Annotated in this window: 22 protein-coding genes; 16 read left to right on the top strand and 6 right to left on the bottom strand. The window is 59.2% G+C overall.

Features of this window, described 5'->3' with window-relative positions:
• Positions 1-179: 179 nt before the first annotated feature.
• From HMPREF1267_RS08105 to HMPREF1267_RS08090, 4 genes are read left to right on the top strand one after another with little or no spacing between them, the layout of a single operon-like run.
• The gene (locus tag HMPREF1267_RS08105; protein ID WP_023017306.1) at positions 180-578 is read left to right on the top strand and encodes a YraN family protein; all 399 of its coding nucleotides are present in this window, start codon (positions 180-182) and stop codon (positions 576-578) included.
• Positions 565-2,130 carry a YifB family Mg chelatase-like AAA ATPase gene (locus tag HMPREF1267_RS08100; RefSeq protein WP_023028920.1) on the top strand — a complete coding sequence of 522 codons (1,566 nt, stop codon included), beginning with the start codon at positions 565-567 and terminating at the stop codon, positions 2,128-2,130. The genes HMPREF1267_RS08105 and HMPREF1267_RS08100 overlap by 14 nt, the downstream gene beginning before the upstream one ends.
• Entirely contained in the window at positions 2,127-3,308 is a 1,182-nt protein-coding gene (gene dprA, locus HMPREF1267_RS08095; RefSeq protein WP_023028919.1) for a DNA-processing protein DprA, read from the top strand. The genes HMPREF1267_RS08100 and dprA overlap by 4 nt, the downstream gene beginning before the upstream one ends.
• A 22-nt stretch (positions 3,309-3,330) precedes the next feature.
• Positions 3,331-4,248: a tyrosine recombinase XerC gene (locus HMPREF1267_RS08090; protein ID WP_023028918.1), complete on the top strand. Its 918-nt coding sequence runs from the start codon at positions 3,331-3,333 to the stop codon at positions 4,246-4,248.
• Between the two features lie 7 nt (positions 4,249-4,255).
• Here the strand turns inward: HMPREF1267_RS08090 and HMPREF1267_RS08085 are convergent, their stop codons facing one another.
• Entirely contained in the window at positions 4,256-4,777 is a 522-nt protein-coding gene (locus tag HMPREF1267_RS08085) for a M23 family metallopeptidase (RefSeq protein ID WP_023028917.1), read from the bottom strand.
• Positions 4,778-5,168: 391 nt separating this feature from the next.
• Between HMPREF1267_RS08085 and rpsB the strand changes: the two genes are divergently transcribed.
• The 5 genes from rpsB (at position 5,169) to HMPREF1267_RS08060 (ending at position 9,664) form a co-directional block, all read left to right on the top strand.
• Positions 5,169-6,002, top strand: a complete 834-nt coding sequence (gene rpsB / locus HMPREF1267_RS08080; protein ID WP_005278684.1) for a 30S ribosomal protein S2 — start codon at positions 5,169-5,171, stop codon at positions 6,000-6,002.
• A 304-nt stretch (positions 6,003-6,306) separates the two neighbouring features.
• Positions 6,307-7,119: a translation elongation factor Ts gene (tsf, locus tag HMPREF1267_RS08075; RefSeq protein ID WP_005283623.1), complete on the top strand. Its 813-nt coding sequence runs from the start codon at positions 6,307-6,309 to the stop codon at positions 7,117-7,119.
• 227 nt (positions 7,120-7,346) lie between these two features.
• A complete protein-coding gene (gene pyrH / locus HMPREF1267_RS08070; RefSeq protein WP_005278688.1) occupies positions 7,347-8,033 on the top strand; it encodes a UMP kinase in 687 nt (228 codons plus the stop codon).
• 70 nt (positions 8,034-8,103) lie between these two features.
• Entirely contained in the window at positions 8,104-8,661 is a 558-nt protein-coding gene (gene frr, locus HMPREF1267_RS08065) for a ribosome recycling factor (RefSeq protein WP_005278690.1), read from the top strand.
• A gap of 124 nt (positions 8,662-8,785) precedes the next feature.
• Positions 8,786-9,664 (top strand): phosphatidate cytidylyltransferase, encoded by an 879-nt coding sequence (locus tag HMPREF1267_RS08060; protein ID WP_005283618.1) that lies wholly within the window; start codon positions 8,786-8,788, stop codon positions 9,662-9,664.
• Between the two features lie 107 nt (positions 9,665-9,771).
• On the opposite strand, the gene HMPREF1267_RS08055 is transcribed toward HMPREF1267_RS08060, so the two are convergent.
• Positions 9,772-10,179, bottom strand: coding sequence for a lipopolysaccharide assembly LapA domain-containing protein (locus tag HMPREF1267_RS08055; RefSeq protein ID WP_005278698.1), 408 nt, complete (start codon positions 10,177-10,179; stop codon positions 9,772-9,774).
• 104 nt (positions 10,180-10,283) lie between these two features.
• Here HMPREF1267_RS08055 and rlmN point away from each other — a divergent pair, with 104 nt between their 5' ends.
• On the top strand, positions 10,284-11,396 hold the full coding sequence (gene rlmN / locus HMPREF1267_RS08050; RefSeq protein WP_023028916.1) for a 23S rRNA (adenine(2503)-C(2))-methyltransferase RlmN: 1,113 nt from the start codon (positions 10,284-10,286) through the stop codon (positions 11,394-11,396).
• A gap of 183 nt (positions 11,397-11,579) precedes the next feature.
• On the opposite strand, the gene HMPREF1267_RS08045 is transcribed toward rlmN, so the two are convergent.
• Entirely contained in the window at positions 11,580-12,068 is a 489-nt protein-coding gene (locus tag HMPREF1267_RS08045) for a DUF2631 domain-containing protein (protein WP_005278706.1), read from the bottom strand.
• Positions 12,069-12,208: 140 nt separating this feature from the next.
• Between HMPREF1267_RS08045 and dxr the strand changes: the two genes are divergently transcribed.
• From dxr to map, 5 genes are all read left to right on the top strand, one after another.
• A complete protein-coding gene (gene dxr / locus HMPREF1267_RS08040; protein ID WP_005278709.1) occupies positions 12,209-13,369 on the top strand; it encodes a 1-deoxy-D-xylulose-5-phosphate reductoisomerase in 1,161 nt (386 codons plus the stop codon).
• Between the two features lie 13 nt (positions 13,370-13,382).
• A complete protein-coding gene (locus tag HMPREF1267_RS08035) occupies positions 13,383-14,591 on the top strand; it encodes an RIP metalloprotease (RefSeq protein ID WP_023028915.1) in 1,209 nt (402 codons plus the stop codon).
• 177 nt (positions 14,592-14,768) lie between these two features.
• Positions 14,769-15,932 (top strand): flavodoxin-dependent (E)-4-hydroxy-3-methylbut-2-enyl-diphosphate synthase, encoded by a 1,164-nt coding sequence (ispG, locus tag HMPREF1267_RS08030; RefSeq protein WP_023017313.1) that lies wholly within the window; start codon positions 14,769-14,771, stop codon positions 15,930-15,932.
• A 93-nt stretch (positions 15,933-16,025) separates the two neighbouring features.
• The gene (locus tag HMPREF1267_RS08025) at positions 16,026-17,876 is read left to right on the top strand and encodes a penicillin-binding transpeptidase domain-containing protein (RefSeq protein WP_034667330.1); all 1,851 of its coding nucleotides are present in this window, start codon (positions 16,026-16,028) and stop codon (positions 17,874-17,876) included.
• A gap of 65 nt (positions 17,877-17,941) precedes the next feature.
• Positions 17,942-18,811: a type I methionyl aminopeptidase gene (map, locus tag HMPREF1267_RS08020; protein WP_005283598.1), complete on the top strand. Its 870-nt coding sequence runs from the start codon at positions 17,942-17,944 to the stop codon at positions 18,809-18,811.
• 120 nt (positions 18,812-18,931) lie between these two features.
• Here map and mtr read toward each other — a convergent pair whose 3' ends face one another.
• Entirely contained in the window at positions 18,932-20,332 is a 1,401-nt protein-coding gene (gene mtr / locus HMPREF1267_RS08015; RefSeq protein ID WP_023028913.1) for a mycothione reductase, read from the bottom strand.
• Positions 20,333-20,367: 35 nt separating this feature from the next.
• Positions 20,368-21,414, bottom strand: coding sequence for an alpha/beta hydrolase (locus HMPREF1267_RS08010; protein ID WP_023028912.1), 1,047 nt, complete (start codon positions 21,412-21,414; stop codon positions 20,368-20,370).
• Between the two features lie 285 nt (positions 21,415-21,699).
• Between HMPREF1267_RS08010 and mqo the strand changes: the two genes are divergently transcribed.
• The gene (gene mqo, locus HMPREF1267_RS08005; protein WP_005278731.1) at positions 21,700-23,196 is read left to right on the top strand and encodes a malate dehydrogenase (quinone); all 1,497 of its coding nucleotides are present in this window, start codon (positions 21,700-21,702) and stop codon (positions 23,194-23,196) included.
• A gap of 108 nt (positions 23,197-23,304) precedes the next feature.
• On the opposite strand, the gene HMPREF1267_RS08000 is transcribed toward mqo, so the two are convergent.
• Complete coding sequence (locus tag HMPREF1267_RS08000) at positions 23,305-24,660, bottom strand: YdiU family protein (RefSeq protein ID WP_005278734.1); 1,356 nt, start codon at positions 24,658-24,660, stop codon at positions 23,305-23,307.
• Position 24,661: the final 1 nt, after the last annotated feature.

Raw genomic sequence — 24,661 nt, 5'->3', positions numbered from 1 at the left:
ACTGGGCGCCTGTCAACCCGGCGCCCGCTTCATACCGCCGCAGCTGTGGATAACTCTTCGTGATGCCGAAGTTATTCACATCCGCGGCGGTTTTCTGGTTTTCGGGCTTGTATCCGGCCCGCATCCTGCGGTGTTCTGTGCGTGCAGCACAAACAGCACGAAAGAAAAGGACGCCGCACATGCAATTTGCATCCGATAAACACCTCGCTACGAAGCACCCCCGGCACAGGCAAGAACTGGGAAAGCGGGGAGAATCATTCGCCGCGCGCTACCTCCGCGAGCGCGGATCCGATATCATCGCCGCCAACGTCTCCTACCGAGTGGGAGAAATCGACCTTATTGCCCGCGAGCCCGATGGCACGATCGTCTTCGTAGAGGTAAAAACCCGCTCTACCGCGAGCTTTGGCACAGCCGAGGCGGTGACCCCACACAAGCTTGCCCGCATGCGCAGGGCCGCCGTCCAGTGGCTAGACGGCAAGCCGCTGGCTACCGTACGCTTCGATGTCATTGCTCTCGTGGTCAATGGCGAGGGTTTTGAATTAGAGCACTTTACGGGGGTCGACGATGGCTCTCGGTAAATGCCTAGCAGTCTCCCTACACGGCGTGCTCGCCCGCGTCATCAACGTCGAAGCCAACGTAGGGCATGGCCTGCCCGGAATCCATGTGGTGGGGCATGCGGATACCGCGATATCTGAATCCCGCGACCGCATCAAGACCGCCGCCGCGAATTCCCGCCTGCCATGGCCGAAAACCAAGGTCATCGTCTCCATGTCGCCGGCCTCGCTCCCAAAATCAGGTTCCCACTTTGATTTGCCCATGGCCCTTGCGATTCTCGCCGCCCACGTAGAACAGCACGGCGCTGACTACGCGCGCTCCGTGCAGTCACCCAACCGGGTCCTTGAAGAAACTCTGGTGCTCGGGGAACTGGGCCTGGACGGCACGGTTAGAGCAGTACCCGGCATTATCCCTGCGCTTCTCGCCGCCCGCGAGGAGGGCATTTCTACGCTGGTTATTCCGCCAGGAAATGCGGCCGAGGCCACCCTCGTTCCCGATTTGAATGTGCTGGTTGCAGCCACGCTCTTTGATGCCTTTGCGTGGGCGCTTGGAGAGCGCGACCTGCCCCGCGCGGCCGAGTGCTGCTCTGATCAACCCGCACCGGCGCCCGCACAGGAGCGGCTAGATTTCTGCGATATAGCCGGACAACACCATGCCAAGTGGGCGGCGGAAGTCGCTGCCGCCGGTGGGCACCACCTGTTGATGATTGGCCCACCAGGCTCGGGAAAATCCATGATCGCCTCGCGCCTGCCCAGCATTCTTCCGGCGCTAAGCCCAGACCAGATGGTAGAAACCACCGCGGTCCACTCGCTCACGGGGACCCCCGGTGAAGTGGTCTCCCACGCGCCCTTCATCGCCCCGCACTCTTCGGTTACCCGTGCGGCGCTCCTTGGTGGTGGAAGCGGCCATCCTCGCCCAGGGGCGGTGAGCCTGGCCCATAATGGGGTGCTCTTCCTCGATGAGGTCAGCGAGGTAAGCGCCCCAGTCCTCGACGGCATGCGCGCGCCTTTAGAAGAAGGTCATGTACGCCTGGCACGCGCGCAGCAGGAGATTGACTACCCGGCGCGATTCCAACTGATTATGGCCGCTAACCCCTGTCGGTGCGCCGCCGAGGATCCCTCTCAATGCACGTGCAATCCGCATGACCGGCTTCATTATCTATCGAATCTCTCCGGGCCGTTGCGCGACCGCTTGGACATGGTGGTCACCCTCTCCGGACAGTCAGCCACCATCAATGCTGAGGGCGAAGAATCCTCTGCCGCCATTGCCGAGCGGGTCGCCGCAGCCCGCGACCGTGCCCGGGCGCGCTGGGCGGCCGACGGCATTCCCGCCCGCGTCAACGGCGCCGTGCCCTCGTCCTATTTGCGCCGGCACCGCCCCGCATCTGAGTCCGCGATGATCATGTTGTCTGCCTACCTTGCCGAGGGCGAGATTTCGCAGCGCGGCATCGACCGCGTCCTGCGCGTGTCGTGGACCTTGGCCGACTTGCACGGCAGTTCCACACCCGATCTTGCGGAAGTGGGTCAAGCCCTCGACCTTCGTTCGAGCCAAACGGTAGGGAGGATTTCGGCATGAGCGATCTTGATTTATCGACTCCACTTGCCACATGGGTATATCTCAATCGCGTGGTGGAAGGCCCGTCCGCCTCCTTGCAGGCCTTGCTGGAACATCATTCGGCCGAAGAGATTGCCCACGGGATTTATCACCGAGCCGATTGGATCGGGTCTCTCTTAGCGCGCACCGCCTCACGGTTTGATTGGGTGCGGCAAAAAGAAGACCTCGCCGCCGCAGAGCGCGTGGGGGCGCGATTGATCACTGCCGATAGCCCCGAGTGGCCAGCCGAGGCGTTTTCTTCTGCCTTTGGTTTTTACCAGAATGGCGCGGACGCGCCGGCCACATTCGATGAGCAAGCAGTACCGCCGCATAGCTTGTGGGTACGCGGCTCAGCGCTTAAACCCGAGGTAGGGCAGGCCGTGGGAATCGTGGGCACGCGCGCCATTTCGCGCTACGGGTGGCAGGCAACCCAAAGTGTGGTCTCAGGCCTAGTGAACCATCAGTGGACTATCGTCTCCGGCGGGGCTTTGGGAGTAGATACCGTGGCGCATGAGACCGCCTTGCACAATGCGGGGCGCACCATCGCGGTCGCCGCGTGCGGAATCGACAAGAATTACCCGGCCCGCAATGGTGGACTCTTTGACCAGATAGCCGATAATGGCTGCATCGTCTCCGAATTCGCTCCCGAGACAGCACCCAAGCGGCATCGCTTCCTCATTCGCAACCGCCTTGTTGCTGCGCTAAGCCAAGGAATCGTGGTCATGGAAGCGGCATATCGCTCGGGCGCGCTTAATACCCTCAACTGGGCAGAAGCCTTGGGGCGCGTTGCCATGGCCGTGCCGGGACCAATTACGACGAGCGGTTCGCTCGGGTGCCACCAGCGCATCCAGGATGGACGAGCCCAGATGGTCGCCAGTGCTGACGAAGTCCGCGCCCTGGTGGGCCGCGCCGGGACGGTTGATCCGGAGGCGCAGTATGAAATGAATTTTGCGGCGTCTTTAACGCAGCGACTATCGCGGAATGAGCTGCGGGTCTTTGATGCGACCCCGCCGCCGGGCAGCCCTCCGGCTACTGCTGAAGATATTGCGCGGGACGCGGGATTCCGCCTGCCCCTTACTATCCACTTATTGCTTGCCCTAGAGAAAATGTGTGTGATCGTGCGGGAGGGGAATAACTGGGTTCGCTTAGAGATGGGCTGAAAAGCAAGTAAACTCGTGGGGTATGAGTGATAAACGGAAGGCCGCAGAAAGTCGTGGCCCGGTCGGGCAAATGGACGAGGCCATCGAGGACTTTGCGGACTTCCAACTCTGCGTCAAGGGCCGTGCGGAGGCCACGGTGCGTGGCTACCGCGCGGACTTAAAAAACCTGGCTCAAGACATCGATACCTTTGAGGACTTTAACCTCAATAACCTGCGGCAGTGGCTGGGCAACGCGGTCGCAGAAGGAAAGGCGCGCGCAACGCTGGCGCGCAGGACTGCCTCAGTGAAAGCCTTTTCTACCTGGGCGGAAAGGGAAGGCTACCTCACCCGCGATGTTGCGGCACGATTGGTAACACCGAAGGTGGGCCAGCATCTCCCAACAGTCATGGCACCGCAGCAGGCGGGCGAACTTGTGGGCAACGCCGTTTCTGTCGATGAAGCACATTTTCAGCGCGATAGTGCCATTTTGGAGCTCCTTTATGCCACCGGAATGCGCGTGGCGGAATTGGTCCGCCTCGATCTAGAAGACGTGGACTTTAAGCGGTCCACCGCACGTGTAACCGGTAAGGGAAATAAGCAACGGGTCGTGCCCTTTGGTGCCGCCGCAACCGATGCCCTGCAGCAGTGGATAGACGGCGGGCGCAAAGAAATGGCGCGGGGAGAAACCCAGGCCATCTTTGTAGGCAGCAGGGGAGCGCGCATTGACCAGCGCCAGGTGCGGCGCATCGTAGACAAAGCCGCCACGGTTACCGGCACAAGCGGCCTAACGCCGCACGGGGTGCGACACCTTGCGGCTACACATCTTTTAGAAGGCGGCGCGGACCTGCGCGTGGTCCAAGAGTTATTGGGACACTCGTCTTTGAGTACCACGCAAATCTATACGCATGTTTCCGCAAAACGGCTAAAGCAGGTCTATTCCCAGGCCCACCCGCGGGCCTGAGTGATTCTTATAAAGGCTTGAGGCGGATAACCGGCATATCCAGCAGGCTTAATGGGTCAATGTAGCTGTCCTTGGCAATCCGCGCGCCCCAATGCAGTCCTGGTGTGCCGTCTACTGGGTGGCCGAGTTTTCCTATGGTTTGGCCCTCGCGCACTTCTTGGCCTTGGGTGACGCTCGCGTGCACGGGTTGATACGTGGTACGAATGCCATCTGCATGGTCTATCGAAATGACCGGGGTTCCAGCGACGGTGCCGACAAAAGCGACGGTGCCGGATTCGGCGGCGACGACGCGGCCGCCAATTCTTAGGTCCATATCGACGCCGCGGTGGCCAGCGCTCCACTTATGCTCGGGCTTATCAAAGCCGCGCAGCACCCGAACCGGGCGCGGTTTACCCGAGGCGGGATCGACGTATGCGGCAGCGGGTGCCGCGCACAGTAGCACGAGCGCACCAGTGAGGGTGGTGGCGAGGGTGGGGATAAGGGGGCATCTGCAAGCGGCATTATTGCGTGGTCGTGGAAAAAGGTTCATGGGGCACAGTGTGTAGCGCCAGGGCAAATAATGTCCTGCGAAGCGTGGGCTGGCTGTGGATAAACTGGCAGCGGTGGGGTGGAAGAAACCCGAGTGACAATCGAGGCGAAACGTCCAAAGAAACTTGTGGAAAAGTGCTTGTTCGGTTTGGAAAATCTAGCTGGCTGGGATTATTGTCTTTCATAGCAGTGTGTCCGCTGGGAGTTAACCCTCACGGAGGCATTGACTACGCGCGACGAAGTTGTTGCATCCTGCGTTAAGGGTGTGGCGGCCCGGCAGCTGACGTGGTCCTTGGAAACAAGGTGTTGGCAGGGCCTTCGTTGCTAGGGTGCGGAATAAAACACCGCACATTTGGAAAACCGAAAGACAAGTAAAAGAAAGCGAGCGAATCATGGCAGTTGTAACCATGCGCGAGCTCCTCGACGCTGGTGTGCACTTTGGCCACCAGACCCGTCGCTGGAACCCGAAGATGCGTCGTTTCATCTTCACCGACCGTAACGGCATCTACATCATCGACCTGCAGCAGACGCTGACCTACATCGATGAGGCATACGAGTTCGTTAAGGAAACCGTCGCTCACGGTGGCACCATCCTTTTCGTTGGCACCAAGAAGCAGGCGCAGGAAGCAGTTGCTGAAGAAGCAACCCGCGTCGGCATGCCTTATGTCAACCACCGCTGGTTGGGCGGCATGCTCACCAACTTCCAGACCGTGTCCAAGCGTCTGAAGCGCATGAAGGAACTTCAGGCTATGGATGAGCGCGAGGACGGCTACAAGGGCCGCACCAAGAAGGAAGTTCTGATGCTCAACCGCGAGCGCGCCAAGCTTGAGCGCGTTCTGGGCGGCATCTCTGAGATGGCCAAGACCCCGTCCGCACTGTGGATTGTTGACACCAACAAGGAGCACATCGCGGTTAAGGAAGCCCACAAGCTGAACATCCCGGTTGTTGCCATCCTGGACACCAACTGCGACCCGGATGACGTTGACTTCCCGATCCCAGGCAACGATGACGCAATCCGTTCCACCAAGCTGCTGTCCGGCATCGTGGCTTCCGCCGTCGAAGAGGGCAAGAAGGCTCGCGAGGAGCGCCAGCTTGCAGCCGCTAAGGAAGCTGCCGGCGATTCCGCAGAGAAGGAACAGCGCGATGCTGAGGCTGCTGCAGCCGCATCCGATCCTGCTTCTGCAGAAAAGGCTGAGGAAGCCCCCGCAGACAAGCCTGCACAGTAGGCCTGCCTCTTGTGAGGATTCTTTCTTAACTGCACTTAATTGAATACCCCACGCACATCTTGGTGTGGGGCAGCTAGGGAATAATTCCTGTACAAGGCTGTTTACCTAACCCCTACCACCGTGTGCTACGGCGGTGGGGGTTACTTTTATCTATGCTGGAGGCGGCTAAAACTAGCCTCCGTACAATCGCATTGATGAAGGAAACTGGGGTAGATACCCCCACCCAAAGACGGCGCGAGACCGTTTCTTCGGCTACGCTGTTTCAACGAACACTGACTGATTTTCAAGGAGGATCGCCCTAACTATGGCGAACTACACTGCTGCAGACGTGAAGGCACTGCGCGAAGCAACTGGCTCCGGCATGCTCGATTGCAAGAAGGCCCTGGAAGAAAACGGCGGCGACTACGACAAGGCCGTTGAATTCCTGCGCATCAAGGGTGCGAAGAACGTGTCCAAGCGCGCTGACCGCGAGGCTACCGAGGGCCTCGTTGCCGTATCCGGCAACACCATGGTTGAGATCAATTGCGAGACCGACTTCGTGGCAAAGAACGAGGGCTTCCAGTCCTTCGCCAAGAAGATTGTTGAAGCTGCAGCCGCAGCCAAGGCTAACTCCCCGGAAGAACTCAACAACGTAGAGATCGAGGGCCAGAAGGTCTCCGAGTTCGTTGACCAGGAGTCCGCAAAGACCGGTGAGAAGCTGCAGGCACGTCGTGCAGTCACCGTTGATGGCGACAATGTTGCTGTCTACCTGCACCAGCGCTCCGCTGACCTGCCTCCTGCAGTCGGTGTCTTGGTTTCCTACGAAGGTAACAAGGAAGGCGCACACGCTGCCGCTCTGCAGATTGCAGCTATGAACGCTGAGTACCTGAAGCGCGAAGACGTTCCTGCAGAGATCGTCGAGAAGGAGCGCTCCATCGCTGAGGCCACCACTCGCGAGGAGGGCAAGCCTGAGGCTGCTCTTCCAAAGATCGTGGAAGGCCGCCTGAACGGCTTCTACAAGTCCGTTGTTCTGCTGGAGCAGGCTTCCTTGTCCGATAACAAGAAGACCGTTAAGCAGGTTGCAGAAGAGGCCGGCACCACCATCACCGGCTTCGTCCGCTACGAGGTTGGCGCTTAAGCCTCAGCCGCTTTTTAGCCTTTAAAGCCCACGGGAGGTACACCCTCTCGGTGGGCTTTTCTGCTGTCTAGAGGCGATGGGGAAGGGGCGCCTGCCGGGCTGCGGTGCGGTGTGGGGAAGCGGGGACAGTGTAGGTAAGATGGAAAAGAAATAAATCAGCCCGCGCAAAAGGAGACGATGAAGGCGTGACTTCTGCAGACGAGAAGCGAACCGGATACAAACGAGTAATGCTGAAACTCGGCGGCGAAATGTTTGGCGGCGGCAAGGTTGGCATCGACCCAGACGTTGTCGATAACGTTGCTCGCCAAATCGCTGAAGTGGCCGAGCAGGGCATCGAAATCGCCGTGGTGATCGGCGGCGGCAACTTCTTCCGCGGTGCAGAGCTTTCACAGCGCGGCATGGACCGCGCCCGCTCTGACTACATGGGAATGCTGGGTACGGTCATGAACTCGTTGGCCCTGCAGGACTTCTTGAAGCAAAAGGGCGTTGATTGCCGCGTGCAAACCTCTATCAACATGGCGCAAATCGCCGAGCCGTACCTGCCACTGCGCGCTGACCGCCACCTTGAGAAGGGCCGCGTCGTTATCTTCGGTGCCGGCATGGGCATGCCGTACTTTTCCACGGATACCACCGCCGCGCAGCGCGCCCTGGAAATCGGCGCCGATGTCCTCTTCCTGGCCAAGGGTGTTGATGGCGTGTACTCCGACGACCCACGCACGAACCCCGATGCGGAGCTCTACACCCGAATCACTCCGCGCGAGGTTATTGAAAAGGGACTCAAGGTAGCCGATGCAACCGCCTTTAGCCTGTGCATGGACAATGACATGCCGATCTTGGTCTTCAACCTCTTGGAAGAGGGGAATATTGCCCGCGCCGCAAGCGGCCAGGTTATCGGCACGCTGGTGCAGTCCTAATTCTAAAACGGCACAGAACCTGCTACCTTTTATACAGCTACCCCTCAACGTTGAAGGATGATTCAGCCTCATGATCGATGACATTCAGCTCGAAGCCGAAGAACACATGACCGCTTCCGTCGAGCACACCCGCGAGCAGCTGGTGACCATTCGCACCGGCCGCGCGAACCCGGCGATGTTCAACGGACTCATCGCGGAATACTACGGTGCGCCGACCCCGATTACTCAGATGGCTACCATCTCCGTGCCAGAGCCGCGCATGTTGCTCATCAAGCCCTACGAGCAGTCCATGATCCAAGAGATTGAAAACTCCATCCGCAACTCGGATTTGGGTGTTAACCCCACCAACGATGGCCACGTTTTGCGCGTGACCGTTCCGCAGTTGACCGAGGAACGCCGTAAGGAAATGGTCAAGCTGGCCAAGAGTAAGGGCGAAGACGGCAAGATTGCCATCCGCAATATCCGCCGCAAGGCCATGGAACAGCTGAAGAAGCTTCAAAAGGATGGCGAAGAAGGCGAGGATGAGGTCCTTGCCGCAGAAAAGGAAATGGAAAAGATTACCGCTGGCTATGTCGAGCAGGTTGACAAGCTGGTGGAAAACAAGGAATCCGAATTGATGGAGGTCTAGGTCTTTTCCACTGCCGCCGCGCCCACCTCGGCCGGCGGCGCTTTTCTGTACGTAGTATTTTTGTATAGGAAATAGATAAGCCCCGCGACGCGCATACAACGTCAAGTGAAAGGAGCCGGTCACGGTGAGTGACGCCTTGAACCGCCGATTGCCGCAGCCGAAAAATGGCCCAGGCCGTGACTTGCCGGCGGCTATTGGAGTAGGCGTGGGGCTCGGCGCCCTCGTTGTCCTCGCCGTGTGGGCTGGCCCCTTGGCCTGGTATGCGGTGGTTGCCGTCGCAGTCGGCGGGGCCATGTGGGAAGTTCTTACCCGCTTGCGGGAGAATTCATACTATATCCCGCGCACGCTGTTAATCATCTTGGGCCAGGCCATGGTGTGGATTTCCTGGCCGCTTGGCGCGCCCGGCCTCGTGGCCGTCTACGTCACCGCCGTACTCATTTTGATGTTCGGCAGGCTTTTCCATAACGGGCGGCATCGCCCTCCCATCAATTACCTGCGGGACATGTCCGTCGGCATTTTCGTGCTCACGTGGATTCCGCTTTTCGCGACTTTTGCAGCGATGCTGTCGTTGATTTCTACCCCGGTGGCCAGCGGCGCCGCTTCCATCGTGGTCTTCATGCTGTGCGTGGTCGCCTCCGATACGGGCGGCTATATCGTCGGCGTGATGTTTGGCTCCCACCCCATGGCACCGGCCGTGAGCCCGAAGAAATCGTGGGAGGGCTTTTGCGGCTCCATTGGCTTCGGTGTCATCGTTGGTGCGGTGTCCGTCCATTTCCTCTTGCACCATTCGGCGTGGATCGGCGCCTTGATGGGGCTCGGCCTTGTTATTTGCGCCTCATTGGGTGACTTGGTGGAATCGCAATTTAAGCGAGAGCTGGGCATTAAAGATATGTCCCACATCCTCCCCGGGCATGGTGGTTTGATGGACCGCCTTGATGGCATGCTTCCCTCTGCCATGGTTACCTGGGTGGCCATGAGCCTCATGGCAAACTTCGCGGTCTAAACCGGGTTGCAGCCACCGCGTATAAGGGTGCTGCGCATAAACCGCCCGCTTCCCGCTTCGTCACCGAAAAATCTCGGAGCAGGGAGGAGGGCGGCAGTAGAGCTCTTTTAGCCTTCGGCCTGCTTGCGCAATTGGCGGCGCAATTCAAGCATGCGCCACACACCTACTAGCGCCATGATGAGCGCGCCGCCGATGGTAAACATCAGGTAGGCAATGCCCGCTGGGAACTGCCCCGACCAGCCCAGGAAGTTCATCGGCACTTCTTGCTGGTTTTGCATGATGAAGATGATCAACACGATTAGCAAGAGGAAACCGACAATGAGCGCTGCCCAGGTGCTAGCGGCGAACGAACCTTGGGCTTTTTGTGGTGCGGCAGCGGGCTCGGTGGTGCCGGCGCCGGCATCGGTGGAGACTTCCTTGCTTCCGGTTTCGGCCAAAGCGGCATTATCGCTTGCCGCGGTGGCCTCATCATCGGAAGCGGAAAAGTCATCTTCGGGGTATTTCGGAGTGGTCATATGTCCATTATTTCTGTAAACCCTTCCAAAATTCCACTTGGCTATAAATTGAGGCCTTCCCAATTGGAAAAGTACCGGTAAACCGTGGAAAGATGGGCGTTATTATGGCTCAACCAGTAAAACTTAACTTCTCCGCGCCGCGGCGCGGTCTGCCGCCCAAGCACTTTGCGGATCTCTCTGAAAGCGAGCGCATCGATAAGCTCGCAGAAATTGGCCTACCTAAATTCCGTGCTAAGCAAATTGCCAAGCACTACTACGAGCATCTCACCGACGACGTCGAAGAGATGACAGATATCCCCGCCGGCAAGCGCGAGGAGGTCAAGGAGGCCTTCTTCCCTGAGCTCATGAAGCCTATTCGTACGACTTCTACCGACGATGGGGAAACCACCAAGTCCTTGTGGCGCTTGCACGACGGCACCTTATTGGAGTCCGTACTGATGCGCTATCCCGGCCGCGCTACCTTGTGCATTTCTTCCCAGGCCGGCTGCGGAATGGCCTGCCCGTTCTGTGCTACCGGCCAGGGCGGACTAGACCGCAACCTTTCTACCGGCGAAATCGTCGAGCAGTTCCGCCATGCAGCCGCGGCGATGGCGGCCGAAGGCGGACGCTTGTCCAATGTGGTCTTCATGGGCATGGGCGAGCCGCTGGCAAACTACAAGCGCGTGGTCCAGGCGGTGCGCCAGATTACCGGCCAAGATGGAACGGGCTTTGGGCTCTCACAGCGCAATGTGACCGTATCCACCGTGGGCTTGGCACCTGCCATCCGCAAGCTCGCGGACGAAGACCTTGCCTGCACACTTGCGGTTTCGCTGCACACCCCGGATGATGAGCTGCGCGATAGCCTGGTTCCGGTAAATAACCGCTGGTCCGTCGATGAGGTCCTCGACGCAGCACGATACTACGCCGATAAATCCGCCCGCCGCGTGTCTATCGAGTACGCCCTTATTCGGGATAAGAATGACCAAGATTTCCGCGCCGATATCCTGGGCCGCAAGCTGCACCAGAAGCTCGGCTCCAAGGTGCACGTCAACGTGATCCCGCTCAACCCGACGCCGGGCTCGGAATGGGATGCAGCCCCCAAGGCGCGGCTTAATGAATTCGTGCGCCGCGTCCAGGCACAGGGAGTGCCGTGCACCGTGCGCGATACCAAGGGCGATGAAATCGCGGCAGCCTGTGGCCAGCTTGCCGCCGATGAACGAGAAGACATGTCGGCCTAAGAGTCCGCTGCCGCACAGCCACCTAAGCATTTTTGAATAAGTGCTTAGGTGGTTTTCTCGTTGGTGCATGCCGCGTTTACACACGCGGCCCAGCCAAACGCAGTACAGTTATGCACCCAGTAAAACCACGAAACCGCCGAGCCCCTCGCAATAAGGAGGCTCGGCGGTTTTCCGTAGCTAGGATTACAGCGCGTGCTTGCCGGAGCTTACCTCGGCAGCGTCGGACGCGGAGTCAACGCGCAGGTGGGCTACGCGGGAAGGCTCGATATTCAACGCGCGCAGCTGGGAGTCGGTCAACTCGGTGTAGGCGCCAGAAACGGTCTTCTGGTCATAAATCCAGTCGCGCTCCAGGTGGTCGGCCGGCTTGTTATTAGAGGTGATGGTGCGGACCTGGTTGAGCTTCGGCTCGAAGGTGAAGATGAGCAGGCCCACAACCAACAGGACGGTCAGGGCGACGAGCCAGACGGTCTCCACGTGGCCCTTGTGGTTACCAAAGTTGAAACCAATCATGAAGATCACGGAGATCCAACCCGCGATTTGCACACCAGAGCGGCTGATGCGGGACCAACCGAAGCCTGCGGATGGAACATCTTCGGTAGAAACACCGTCATAAACCTGCGGTACCGGCTTGTGGGAAGACACTTGCTCTCCTTCGCTATCGCGTGTGTCCATTAATCGAGGGGGCACACCAATGCCATTTGACTGACACCTATTTTAAAACATCGTGGCTGTAAAGGCGATTAAACACCCCCGCCTGCTTGACCGGTTCCACCCCATAGCAGGGCGCGGTAAATGACCGCTAGGGTAGAGGGGTGACTACTCAGCGAATCCTTATCCTTGGCTCCACCGGCTCTATTGGCACGCAAGCATTAGAAGTAATTGCGGATAACCCCGATAAATTCGAGGTCGTGGGCATTGCCGCGGGCGGCTCTAACCCGCAGCAGATCATTGAGCAGGCCCGAAGCTTCCACCTTTCGTTTGACCACATTGCCGTTGCCCAGCCTGCCGCGGCTGCGGAGGTTTCTGCGGCTTTAGGCGGCACGGTACTTTCTGGTGATGGTGCTGCAGAAGAGCTGGTGCGCTCGGTTCCCGCCGATACCGTGCTCAATGCCCTAGTGGGATCCCTCGGGCTTAAGGCTACTTTAGCCACGCTGGACATGGGCGAGTACCTTGCGCTAGCGAATAAGGAGTCCTTGGTTGCTGGCGGCACGCTGGTCACGAAATCCGCGCGGACAGGCCAGATCATCCCCGTGGATTCGGAGCACTCTGCGATGGCGCAATGCCTGCGCGCGGGCGAAGAGGGCGAGCTGGCCAAGCTCGTTCTCACGGCCTCGGGCGGTCCCTTCCGCGGCCAAACGCGTGAGCAGATGTGGGACGTTACCCCGCAGCAAGCCGCGCAGCACCCCACGTGGTCCATGGGGCAGATGAATACGCTGAATTCCGCCACCTTGATCAATAAGGGGCTCGAGCTCATTGAGGCGACGCTGCTTTTTGATATTGAGCCAGAGCGCATCGATGTCACGGTTCACCCGCAGTCGGTCATTCACTCGATGGCCACCTTTAAAGATGGCTGCACCATCGCCCAGGCCTCGCCGCCGTCGATGAAGCTGCCCATCTCCCTGGCGCTGAATTGGCCCCAGCGTGTGCCAGGCGCGCAGCCGGCACTTGATTTTTCCCAAGCGCATACGTGGAATTTTGAGCCGCTTGATGATGTCTCTTTTCCCGCCGTATCCCTCGCCCGCGAGGCCGCGGCGCAGGGCACTGGCGTGATTTATAACGCTGCCAATGAAGAGGCCGCGGCGGCCTTCTTGTCTGGTCGCATCCACTTCCCAGAGATTGTTGATGTTGTAGGCGAGATCCTCGGGGAGTCTTCCCAGTTTGCTGGTGTAGTCTCTACCCTCGATGAAATCCTCGCCGTAGAAGGCGAGGCTCGCAGGCGCGCGAATGCGCGCATTGACCGTTTAGCTGACTAGAAAGCTTTCTTTAATGGCAAATTTGCTGGGCATAGTGTTTTTCGCCCTTGGCATCGGGCTGACCGTGGCACTCCATGAGGCGGGGCATATGTTTACTGCCCGCGCCTTTGGCATGCGGGTGCGCCGGTATTTCATTGGCTTTGGCCCGCGCGTTTTCTCCTTCCGCAAGGGGCATACCGAATACGGCCTTGCCGCGTTCCCGGTGGGTGGATTTTGCGATATCGCCGGGATGACCGCGCAGGATGAATTCCTCACGGAGGAAGAAAAGCCCTATGCGATGTATAAAAAGCCATGGTGGCAGCGCATCATCGTCCTCGCAGGCGGTATCGGCGTCAACCTGATCCTTGGCTTTGTCATCTTGTATTTTGTGGCGATGACTGCGGGACTTCCCAACCCAGATGCCGATGTGCGCCCGCGGGTGGGGGAGGTAACCTGCACCGCTGACCAAAAAGAAAACCAGGAGCTGGAATCGTGCACCGGGAACGGGCCCGCTGGTAAGGCCGGTGTCCAGGAAGGCGATATCATTCTCGCACTCGATGGCGAGCACTTGGATTCCTTTACGCAATTGCGCGATGAGGTCATGCAGCGCCCCGGCGAGACCGTGACGCTTACCGTAGAGCGCGGCGGTGAGGAAAAAGATTTCTCCATTGAGCTAGAAACGGTCAAGCGCCTGAATCAACAGGGCGAATTGGTCGATGCCGGTTCGATCGGGCTGAGCAATGAGGTCCTCGACATCGTCGAGAAGTACTCAGCAACGCAAGCTCTTCCTGCAACCTGGCATTTCACCACCTATTCGCTCGAGGCCACGGTGGAGGGAATCAAGCAATTCCCCGCTAAGGTACCGGGAGTGGTGGCCTCCATCTTTGGCCACGAGCGGGATGTCAATGGGCCGATGTCTGTCGTCGGTGCATCGCGGGTTGGCGGCGAACTCGTAGAGCGCTCCCTGTGGGCATCGTTCTTCATGATGCTGGCGACGCTGAACTTCTTCCTCGCCCTGTTTAACCTCATTCCGCTGCCGCCCTTTGACGGCGGCCATATCGCGGTCATCTTGTACGAGAAGATCCGCGATGGCATCCGCAAGCTGATGGGCAAGCAGCCGCTGGGTCCTGCCGATTACACCAGGCTAATGCCCATCACCTATGTGATGGCGGCCCTGCTCATGGGGCTTGGCGTCGTTATCATCATCGCGGATGTGGTTAACCCGATCAGGCTATTTGGCTAGGTTTGCCCTTCCCGCGCCCGCCGCGGGAAGTGGGTGGAGAGCTCAACGTATAGTGCACATTTGCAGCGCGAGCGGGAACTTTAGCGCTTAACCATCTAGTGCTAGAGTGGGGACGTTCAACACTTATTGTGCAATAACGTTTAGCAACGAGCCACGAGCTAGAAATAAGGAGCATTCATGTCTAGTCCTATCGGTCTAGGAATTCCTGACGGGCCTCCGCCAGTATTGCACCCGCGCCGGAAGACGCGGCAATTGCACGTAGGCCCGGTGGGCGTTGGTTCTGACTACCCAATTTCGGTGCAGTCGATGACCAATACCAAGACCCATGACATCAACGGCACCCTGCAGCAAATCGCACAGCTTACTGCCTCTGGCTGCGATATCGTGCGCGTGGCCTGCCCTAAGCCGGTGGATGCGGAGGCTCTGCCGACCATCGCCAAGAAGTCCCCGATCCCGGTCATCGCGGATATCCACTTCCAGCCCAAGTACATCTTCCAAGCCATCGATGCCGGTTGTGCGGCGATTCGCGTTAACCCAGGCAATATCCGTGAGTTCGATGGGCGCGTTAAGGAAGTAGCCAAGGCCGCGGGCGATGCGGGGATTCCCATCCGCATCGGCGTCAATGGCGGTTCGCTGGATAAGCGCCTGCTAGAAAAGTACGGCAAGGCCACCCCAGAGGCACTCGTTGAGTCCGCTATGTGGGAAGCTAGCCTGTTTGAGGAGCACGGCTTTGGTGACATCGCCATTTCCGTCAAGCACTCTGACCCCGTGCTGATGGTGGAGGCCTACCGCCAGCTGGCCGCGCAGACTGATTACCCGCTGCACTTGGGCGTGACGGAAGCCGGCCCGAAGTTCATGGGCACCATTAAGTCCTCCGTCGCCTTTGGCGCCCTTTTGGCAGAAGGCATCGGCGATACGATTCGCGTTTCGCTCTCCGCCCCGCCGGAAGAAGAGGTCAAGGTGGGAGACCAGATTCTGCAGTCCTTCAACTTGCGCCCGCGCAAGCTGGAAATCGTCTCCTGCCCGTCGTGTGGCCGCGCGCAGGTGGACGTGTACAAGCTGGCGGAAGAAGTTACCGCAGGCCTCGAGGGCATGGAATTTCCCATCCGCGTTGCCGTCATGGGCTGCGTCGTCAACGGGCCGGGCGAGGCCCGCGACGCAGACTTGGGCGTGGCATCCGGTAACGGCAAGGGCCAGATCTTCGTCAAGGGCGAAGTGGTGCGCACCGTGCCGGAGGACAAGATCGTGGAAACCCTCATTGAAGAGGCAATGCGCATTGCGGATGAGGAAGGCCTCGAAGCCGTGGACGGCGCTAAGGCCGATGTCCGCGTGACGCAGTAAGCCGCGCGCCTCTACGCTAATTATTAATAGACTGCCCTGCACCTCGGTGTGGGGCAGTCTTTTTTGCTGCGTGCGCTGCTAATGTGCCAAAGCATGAAGAAGTTATTCGCACTGGTTGCTACGGTCTCGCTTAGCGCAACTGGTGTGGTTGCTTGCACCCCTAAGCCCGTATCCGCCGAGCCGGTGGCAGAAGAGTTCATTGAAGGCATGGAGAGCCGAAATAACGAGGGCTTGGCTGAGCTTACGGATTCCCCCGATGACGCCACGCAGGCCCTCGATGCTACGTACTCGGGCTTGCAGGCAGAGGGCCTCGATATTGAGCTCGAGGGGGTAAAACAGGACGAAACCGTGGCCACGGCGGATTATAAGGTCACCTGGGATCTGCCCAAGGATCGCAGCTTGAGCTATACCACGCAGATGACCTTGACCAAGGCCGAAGACGAGTGGACGGTGCGGTGGAAGCCCAGCATTATTCACCCGGACCTGGGCGCGCACCAGCATTTGGAGCTGCGCGCCTTGGAAGCCACGCGCGCCAGCGTCGTTTCCTCCAACGGGGTGGAGCTGATGAGCCCCGGGCTGAATTACCGCGTCATCGTGGATACGAGCTCGCTTTCCGATGTCCGCCCCACGGCCTCCAAGGTCAGCAGCGCCCTGGCTGCAGCGCACCGCGAGGACGACTCAATCGCGGAGGTAGACGCCAAGGAGCTCGCCGAAAAGCTTGAAAAGGCAGATTCCGCCTATTCGGTGGGGCTTTATACAGAAGAGCAGGAGTCCGTCATCCGCGCCAAGCTGGAGGGGATGGACGGCGTCCGTATTAATGAAGAGCCCGCGCTGGTGACCCGGGACCGTGGTCTTGCGCCCGATCTCTTATCGCGCGTGCGCTCGGCCGTCAATGACGAGCTCGACGGCGAGACCGGCTGGTCCATCGCCGTCGTCAATGAGAATGGTGCGGCGCTTTCCGATGTCGAAAAGCATGCGCCCGAGGCCGCCCCCTCCATCAAGGTTGGCTTGGATTATGACGTCCAACGCGCGGCCCAAGAAGCGGTGAATCAGCGCTCGGACGCCCAGGCCATGCTGGTTGCCATCCGGCCTTCTAACGGCGATATCCTGGCCGTAGCGCAGACCGAAAAGGCGGACGAGGACGGCGACGTCGCCTTGCAAGGCCAATACCCACCCGGCTCGGTTTTCAAGATCCTTACCGCCGCTGCGGGTGTAGAAAAACAAAACCTGACCACGGATACCATCGTTCCGTGCCCTGGCACGATGGATATTTATGGCCGCGTGGTGACCAACTACAACGCGTTTTCGCTCGGCAATGTGCCGTTAAGCCAGGCCTTCGCGCAATCGTGCAACACCACCTTCGCCGATATTTCCACCAAGCTGGCACCCGGTGAATTGAAGGAAACTGGCAAAAAGTTTGGCTTCGGGGTGGATTATGAAATCCCCGGGCTGACCACCACGACCGGCTCGATTCCGGAGGGCAAGGAAGTTTTGGAGCGCACCGAGGCCGGCTACGGCCAGGGCTACGACCTTGCCAGCCCGTTCGGCATGGCTATGGTTTCGGCCTCTGTGGCAGCGGGAAAGACCCCAACGCCCACCCTTATTGAGGGCCGCGAGACCAAGGCCTCGGATAAGTCGGCGCCGATTCCAGACCACGTGCTGAATAACGTGCGCGGCATGATGCGCCAGGTGGTCACCAGCGGTACCGCCCGTGGGATGCAGGCGGGCGGAACGATTTACGGCAAGACTGGTGAGGCCGAGATCAATGAAGGCTCGCACGCGTGGTTTACCGGCTACCGGGAAGAAGACGATATCGCCTTTGCCACGCTCATCGTATTGGGCGGCGGCTCCGAATCCTCGGTAGCTATTACCGATAACTTCCTGCGGAAGCTGGATGATTACCGCTCGCGCCCCAATGATGGCCCGGCCCCCAAGGTCGAGTAAGCCGCGGACACTGACTGGCCACCCCGATACTGCGTGAGCCGGAATGAGGACTACCATGGGCAATTATGAGTACTCGTGGAAAATTGAAGCCAGGTAAACCAACCCCCATCCGGCCGGTGCCAGAAGATATCGAGCGCCCGGAATATGTGTGGAAAGACGAGGTACAAGAGGCCATCGGTGAGCCTTTTGTGCAGTCCCCCGAAGTGATTGAGAAGATGCGGGAGGCCTGCAAGATCGCGGCCAACGCGCTGAAGGAAGCCGGCAAGGCCGTAAAGCCTGGCGTGACGACGGATGAGGTCGACCGCGTGGCGCACGAGTATATGTGTGACCACGGTGCGTACCCATCTACCTTGGGATACCGGGGATTTCCCAAAGGCAGCTGCGTTTCGCTGAATGAAATTGTCTGCCACGGCATTCCGGATACCACCGTGATTGAAGAAGGTGACATCGTCAATATCGATGTCACCGCTTATAAAAACGGCGTGCACGGCGATAATAACGCCACCTTCTTGGCAGGTGACGTATCAGAGGAGCACCGCCTTTTAGTAGAGCGCACCAAAGAAGCCACGATGCGCGGCATTAAGGCCGCAAAGCCTGGCCGCGAGATCAACGTTATCGGCCGCGTTATCGAGTCATATGCCAAGCGCTTTGGTTATAACGTCGTGCGCGATTTCACCGGCCACGGCGTAGGACCCACCTTCCACAATGGGTTGGTGGTCTTGCACCACGATTCCACCACGTACCGCGATATCTTGGAACCGGGCATGACCTTGACGGTAGAGCCGATGATTAACCTGGGTTCGCTGGATTACGATATTTGGGACGATGACTGGACCGTGCAGAACCGTGATGGCAAGTTCACCGCCCAGTTCGAGCACACCTTGGTCATCACCGATGATGGCAATGAAATCCTGACCATCCCAGATGAGGATTAATCGCTAGGGCCCTTCTTCAAGGCCTAGGAACGGCGAAAGCCGCCTCCTTAACCACTGCGCACGAATCTTAGCGCGTGGCCCGGGGAGGCGGCTTTTGTTATGGAGCCTTAGATATGTGCCTTAGTCCCATTCGAGGCCCAAGAGGGCGTTTTCTACGACCTCTGGCAGGGCTGGGTGGATCCAGTACTGCTTGCGGGCAAAGTCGCGCAGGTCGATCTCGTAGGCCATCACCGTAATCAGCTGCTGGATCAGGGTGGAGGCCTGCGGGCCCATTAGGTGGGCGCCCAAGAGCTGGCCCGTCTTGCGGTCCGCAATCAGCTTGCAAATACCGGTGGTATCTTCCATGGCCCAGCCGTAGGCCACGTCGCCGAAGTTTTGAATCTTCACGGTGATATCGAAGCCCTGCTCCCGCGCTTCTTCTTCCTTCAAGCCCACAGAGGCGATCTGCGGGTGGGTGAAGATGGCGGCAGGAACGTTGTCGTGCGGAAGCTCCTGCAGATCCTCCGGGTGGAGCAGGTTGTGCTGGATGGTGCGGGCTTCGGCGTTGGCGACGTGCTTGAGCATGTAGGGCGAAGAGACATCGCCAAGCGCCCAGACGCCTTCTGCATCCGTGAGGCCATGCGCATCGGTGGAAATGCGGCCATTGTCCAGCAGCTTGATGCCGGCCTTGTCCACATCCATGAGATCGCCATTTGGCTTGCGGCCGGTGGCTACCAGGATGGCGTCTGCTTCGAGGCTCTCGCCATTATCGAGCTCCAGCTTTACGCCCTTGTCGGTTTCTTCCAGCTTGGTGCCGTTAGCAATTCGCACATCGAAACGCTCGCGGGCAATTTCGTTAAAGCGCGAGGAGATATCGGAATCGAGGTGGCGCAGCAGGGTCTCGCTGCGGTTGACCACGGTGACCTTGGTGCCGAGGCCATCGAAGACGTGGGCAAATTCCATAGCGATATAGCCGCCGCCGACGATGATCAGGCTTTCTGGTTGGCGATCCATCCGCATGATGTCTTCGTTGGTGTAGTACTTCACACCGGAATTGGCGTAGACCTCAGGGATTACCGGGCGGGAGCCAGTAGCAACAACGATCTGATCGGCGCTGATGACGTGGTCGCCGGTCTGGATGGTCTTAGGGCCGACGAAGCGAGCGTGCTCGTCGTAGACGGTGATATTCGGGGTCTTGTCGCCGCGACGGTAGTCCTCGCCGCTTTGGGCGATCTGGTCAATGCGGTTGTGGAAGACGCGCTCCACAATGGAGTTCCACTCCACGTCGTTGACCTGGGCATCAATGCCAAGGCGCTCGCCTTCGCGGGCGGCGAGGGCGACATCGGCTGCGTAGACGTACATCTTGGTGGGGATGCAGCCGACATTCAGGCAGGTGCCACCGAAGCGGCCCTTTTCAATAATGGCAATTTTCTTATCGTGAAAATCGCGGTTGGCAATGGAGTTGCCGGAACCGGTGCCGATGATGATGAGGTCGTAGTGTTCCTCAGCGGCCGGAGTATTTGCTGTATCAATTGTGGTCATATCAATACCTTAATCCATGTGTCCAATTCGGGTATTTATGCTGGTGTGGGCGCTTCCACGATGGTGGGAAGCCAGGCATCGCACGCTGCGAACGCCTCCGCTAGGGGGCCGGAGAGGGATAAAAAGACATCGTGGCGCGCACCTTCGATGGAACGCAGCGAGTAGTGCGCATTGAGCTCTTTTGCCCACCGTCGGGTCTGTGCGACATCGATGATGCAATCGGCATGATTGACCGCATCGCAGTAGGGCGTTCCCAATAGCGAGCGGGTAGATTGCAGCGTCAATACGGGGACCCCGGCATTAATGCGGCCGCTGTGAATGGCGTCGAAACCGTGGAAGACGGCGGCCAGCCAGCCTATATATTTCTTATGCCCGGCTAATGGTTTCAGGCTGAGGTCGTAGTCCCACTCGCCGTAGAAGTCACTGTGCACCGATTCGCCATAGGCGGTGAGGTTGCCGCCAGGCAAGGCGATCTTGGGTGCGATCTTGGCGGTGGAATATATCGCCGGCTTCAGCGCTGATACGGCCCAGCCGGGAACGCCCATCATGTCCAGCCAGGGGCTATTGAGGATGAGGCCTTTCAGGCGGGAGAAGCGCTCCGCGTCATGGCGGCGTAGAAAGTCCATCCACAGCGGCGCAATCAGGCCACCGGTGGAGTGGGCGATAACGATTACTTCGTCGTTTGTAATGGCATCGAGGGCTGCGGAAAGATCCGCGTTATATAAGGACAAGTCCGAAACGTAGTGCCAGGCTTGGCCCGGGCGGTGCGAGCGGCCGCATTTGCGGAGATCGACCGCGTAAAAGTCATAGCCTTGTGCCGCGAAGTGCTGTGCGACGTGCGTGTGGAAGAAGTAGTCAGTCATCCCGTGCAGCCATACCAAGGCCGGGCGGGAAGTGGGGTAAGGCGAAGAAGAATCGGCGGGGCCCGAATCCGTGGAGCCTGCAGCCGAGCCTGGTGCATAGCGGACGAGGGTGGTGACAACGTCGCCCTCGCCATCAGGATCGGGGCCGAGGTTGAGGGTGGCTGATTGAAAATCGGGGCCGAGGATATCGGGCCCCCATGACGGAGTTGCTGTAGCCATGACACGAGTCTAGTCAACTGCGGGGCTTTACTATGGTAGCTGCGTGACCTGCGATTATTTCGGTGAAATGTGAAGTGTATAACAGGTCGCCACATATTGTGGTGACCAGGGTGGGGGAGAAAAACCAATCGAGAAAAGAAAAGCGTAAGGTAAGGCGTTAATGCGTGACACATCGGCAGGTTGGCTGTGCACAACAGTCGCGGTGTGGGGCGCAAAGCGCTTAAAATATATGGTGCAGAATGCGCCGATGTATATAAATTTTCAATTCGAAGAGGTTATAACACAGTGTCCTCAGCAAAGAAGACAGCACAAGTTGTAGATGAGGTCGATGTCGCACTGGTCGGTGCCGGCATCATGAGCGCCACCCTGGGCGCTATGCTCCGCGAGTTGGAGCCGAGCTGGACCCAGATGATCTTTGAGCGCCTTGATGGCCCCGCCCTGGAATCCTCCTCTCCGTGGAATAACGCCGGTACCGGTCACTCCGCCCTGTGCGAGCTCAACTACACGCCAGAAAAGAACGGCCGCATCGATATCTCTAAGGCGATTGCAACTAACGAGAAGTTCCAGAAGTCGCGCCAGTTCTGGTCCCACCAGCTCAACAACGGCATCCTGACTGAACCTAGTGAGTTCATCAACCCAGTCCCGCACGTCTCCTTCGCCCAAGGCGAAATCCAGGCGGACTACCTGAAGCGCCGCTACGAGGTACTGAGCGAAAAGCACATGTTCCCCGGCATGCAGTTCTCTGATGATGAATCCACCTTTGCGGAGAAGCTGCCGCTCATGGCGGACGGCCGCGACTTTTCCAATAAGGTCGCTATCTCTTGGACCGAAGTCGGCACCGACGTGAACTTCGGCGCCCTGGCCAAGCAGTTCCTGACCGCGGCGCGCGCATCTGGAACGGAGATCCGCTACGGCCACGAGGTCTTCGATATCGACCGCGACGGAAATGACTGGAAGGTCTATTCCAAAAATAAGCACACCGGCGATATCACCGTGGTGAAGGCGAAGTTCGTCTTCGTCGGTGCCGGCGGCTACGCCCTGGATCTGCTCCGCAAGGCAAAGGTGAAGGAAGTAGCTGGCTACGCCGGATTCCCCATTTCCGGTCTGTGGCTGCGCGCCAAGAACCCGGAGCTCATTGAGCAGCACCAGGCCAAGGTTTACGGTAAGGCAGCAGTCGGTGCTCCTCCGATGTCCGTGCCGCACCTGGATACCCGCGTTATCGACGGCGAGAAAGGCCTGCTGTTTGGCCCGTACGGCGGCTGGAGCCCGAAGTTCTTGAAGAAGGGTTCCTACCTGGATCTTTTCAAGTCCATCCGCCCGGATAATATCACCTCCTACCTGGGCGTTGCGGTACAGGAATTCGGCCTGACCAAGTACCTCATCGATGAGGTGCGCAAGGACTTCTCCGACCGCGTTGATTCCCTCCGCGAATACGTACCAAATGCGAAGGAAAGCGACTGGGAGACCGTGATTGCCGGCCAGCGCGTACAGGTCATCAAGCCTGCTGGTGCACCGCGCTTTGGCTCCCTCGAGTTTGGTACCGCACTGGTCAATAACCAGGAAGGCAATATTGCCGGCCTGCTCGGTGCCTCCCCGGGTGCTTCCATTGCCCCAGCCGTCATGCTGGAGCTACTGGAGCGTTGCTTTGGCGAGCGCATGATTGACTGGAGCGATAAGATTCGCGAGATGGTCCCGTCCTACGGCATGAAGCTGGCCAATGATGAGGACTTCTACAACGAGATGTGGGAATACACCCAGAAGACGCTGAAGCTGGAGCGCTAAAACGCCTTCGGCTTGGGGCTAAGTCCTCGGCTGCAAGCCCTCCGTGCAGAACCTACTGTGTGGAGGGCTTTGTGCTGCGCAATCCCTGAATTCGGGGTCGCAAGCAATTTAGGTACCGCAGTAGGTGAGAAAACCTGCAAGCCCATTCGGATCGGGCTGTTCGTAGGACGGATGCGGCTGCCACGGGTGGGTCACGGCGTGGAGCAGCTCAGTAAAGGGCTTAATATCGCCGGCCTCGGCGGCGCGCAGCGCGGCTTCGACGGCCATGTTGCGGGGAATGACCCGGGGCATGGCAGCATCCACGGCAGCCGGGGCGGGGTGAGTGGCTAGGTAGCTATCTAGGAAGTCTGAATCTGGGAAGAGCTCTTGGGCAGGAAGGGTGTGGCCGCGGGCGGCATCGGCAAGCGCGCGGTGCGCCAACGTGATATCCGGCCGGGATAGCTGCATCGCAGTAAGGTAGGCCGAGGCGACCTCGGTGGTGGTATCGAGGGCCGCGGCTATATCGCTGCGGCGCTGGGTGGCGAATTTCTCCTGGAACCCATTGATGGTCTCTTGCGCGAAGTCGACCCCGGCATTGATATCGGCATCGAAAAGCGGCACGAGCGATTCCGTGAGCCGGGCGAGGTTCCAGCCCAGGATGGCTGGTTGATTGCCAAAGGCATAGCGTCCCTGCTGGTCAATGCTGGAAAATACCGTATCGGGAGAGTATGACTCCATAAAGGCGCACGGGCCATAATCAATGGTTTCGCCGGAGATGGTGGTGTTATCCGTATTCATCACCCCGTGGATAAAGCCCAAGCGCATCCATGAAGACACGGTGGCTATCTGGCGGTCCATAACGCCCTGGAAGAACTCCCGGTAGTCTGCCCCAGGATAGTGGCGCGCGATGGCGTAGTCCGCGAGAGCCTGGAGGTGCCCGGACTGCGCGGCATAGTGAAAAGTACCGACCCGGATGTGGCTGGCCGCCACGCGGACCAGGACACCCGCCGGCTGCACGTGGCCGCGCTGGATGGGCCGGCCGGTGGAAATCACGGCGAGGGAGCGCGTGGTGGGCACGCCGAGGGCATGCATGGCCTCAGAAACCAAGTATTCGCGCAGCATGGATGAAAGGGTGCCGCGGCCATCAGCACCCAGGCGGGAATAGGGGGTAAGCCCCGTGCCCTTGGCGTGGAGATCCCACAGTTTTCCGTCTTTTTCCACCTCGCCCAAGAGCATGGCCCGGCCATCGCCCATCTGTGGGTTGAAGGAACCGAATTGGAAGCCGGAATAGGCCATGGCATGCCCGCCGTCGCGGCCCAAGAGGAAATCCAGGCCCTCTGCGGAGCGCAGCCAGTCAGTATCCAGGCCCAGCTGCACTGCTAGCTCCTCATTGAGGACCACGAGCTGTGGATCCGGCTGCTCTTCGCCGTGCGTTGCCGACACTAAGTCCGGCAGGTGCTTTGCATAGTCGTGGTGTAGGTGCATT

The organism is Corynebacterium sp. KPL1824, assembly GCF_000478095.1.
GTDB lineage: Bacteria > Actinomycetota > Actinomycetes > Mycobacteriales > Mycobacteriaceae > Corynebacterium > Corynebacterium accolens.
Note: the sequence above shows the minus strand (reverse complement) of the source record. Positions and strands in the feature narration are given on the sequence as shown.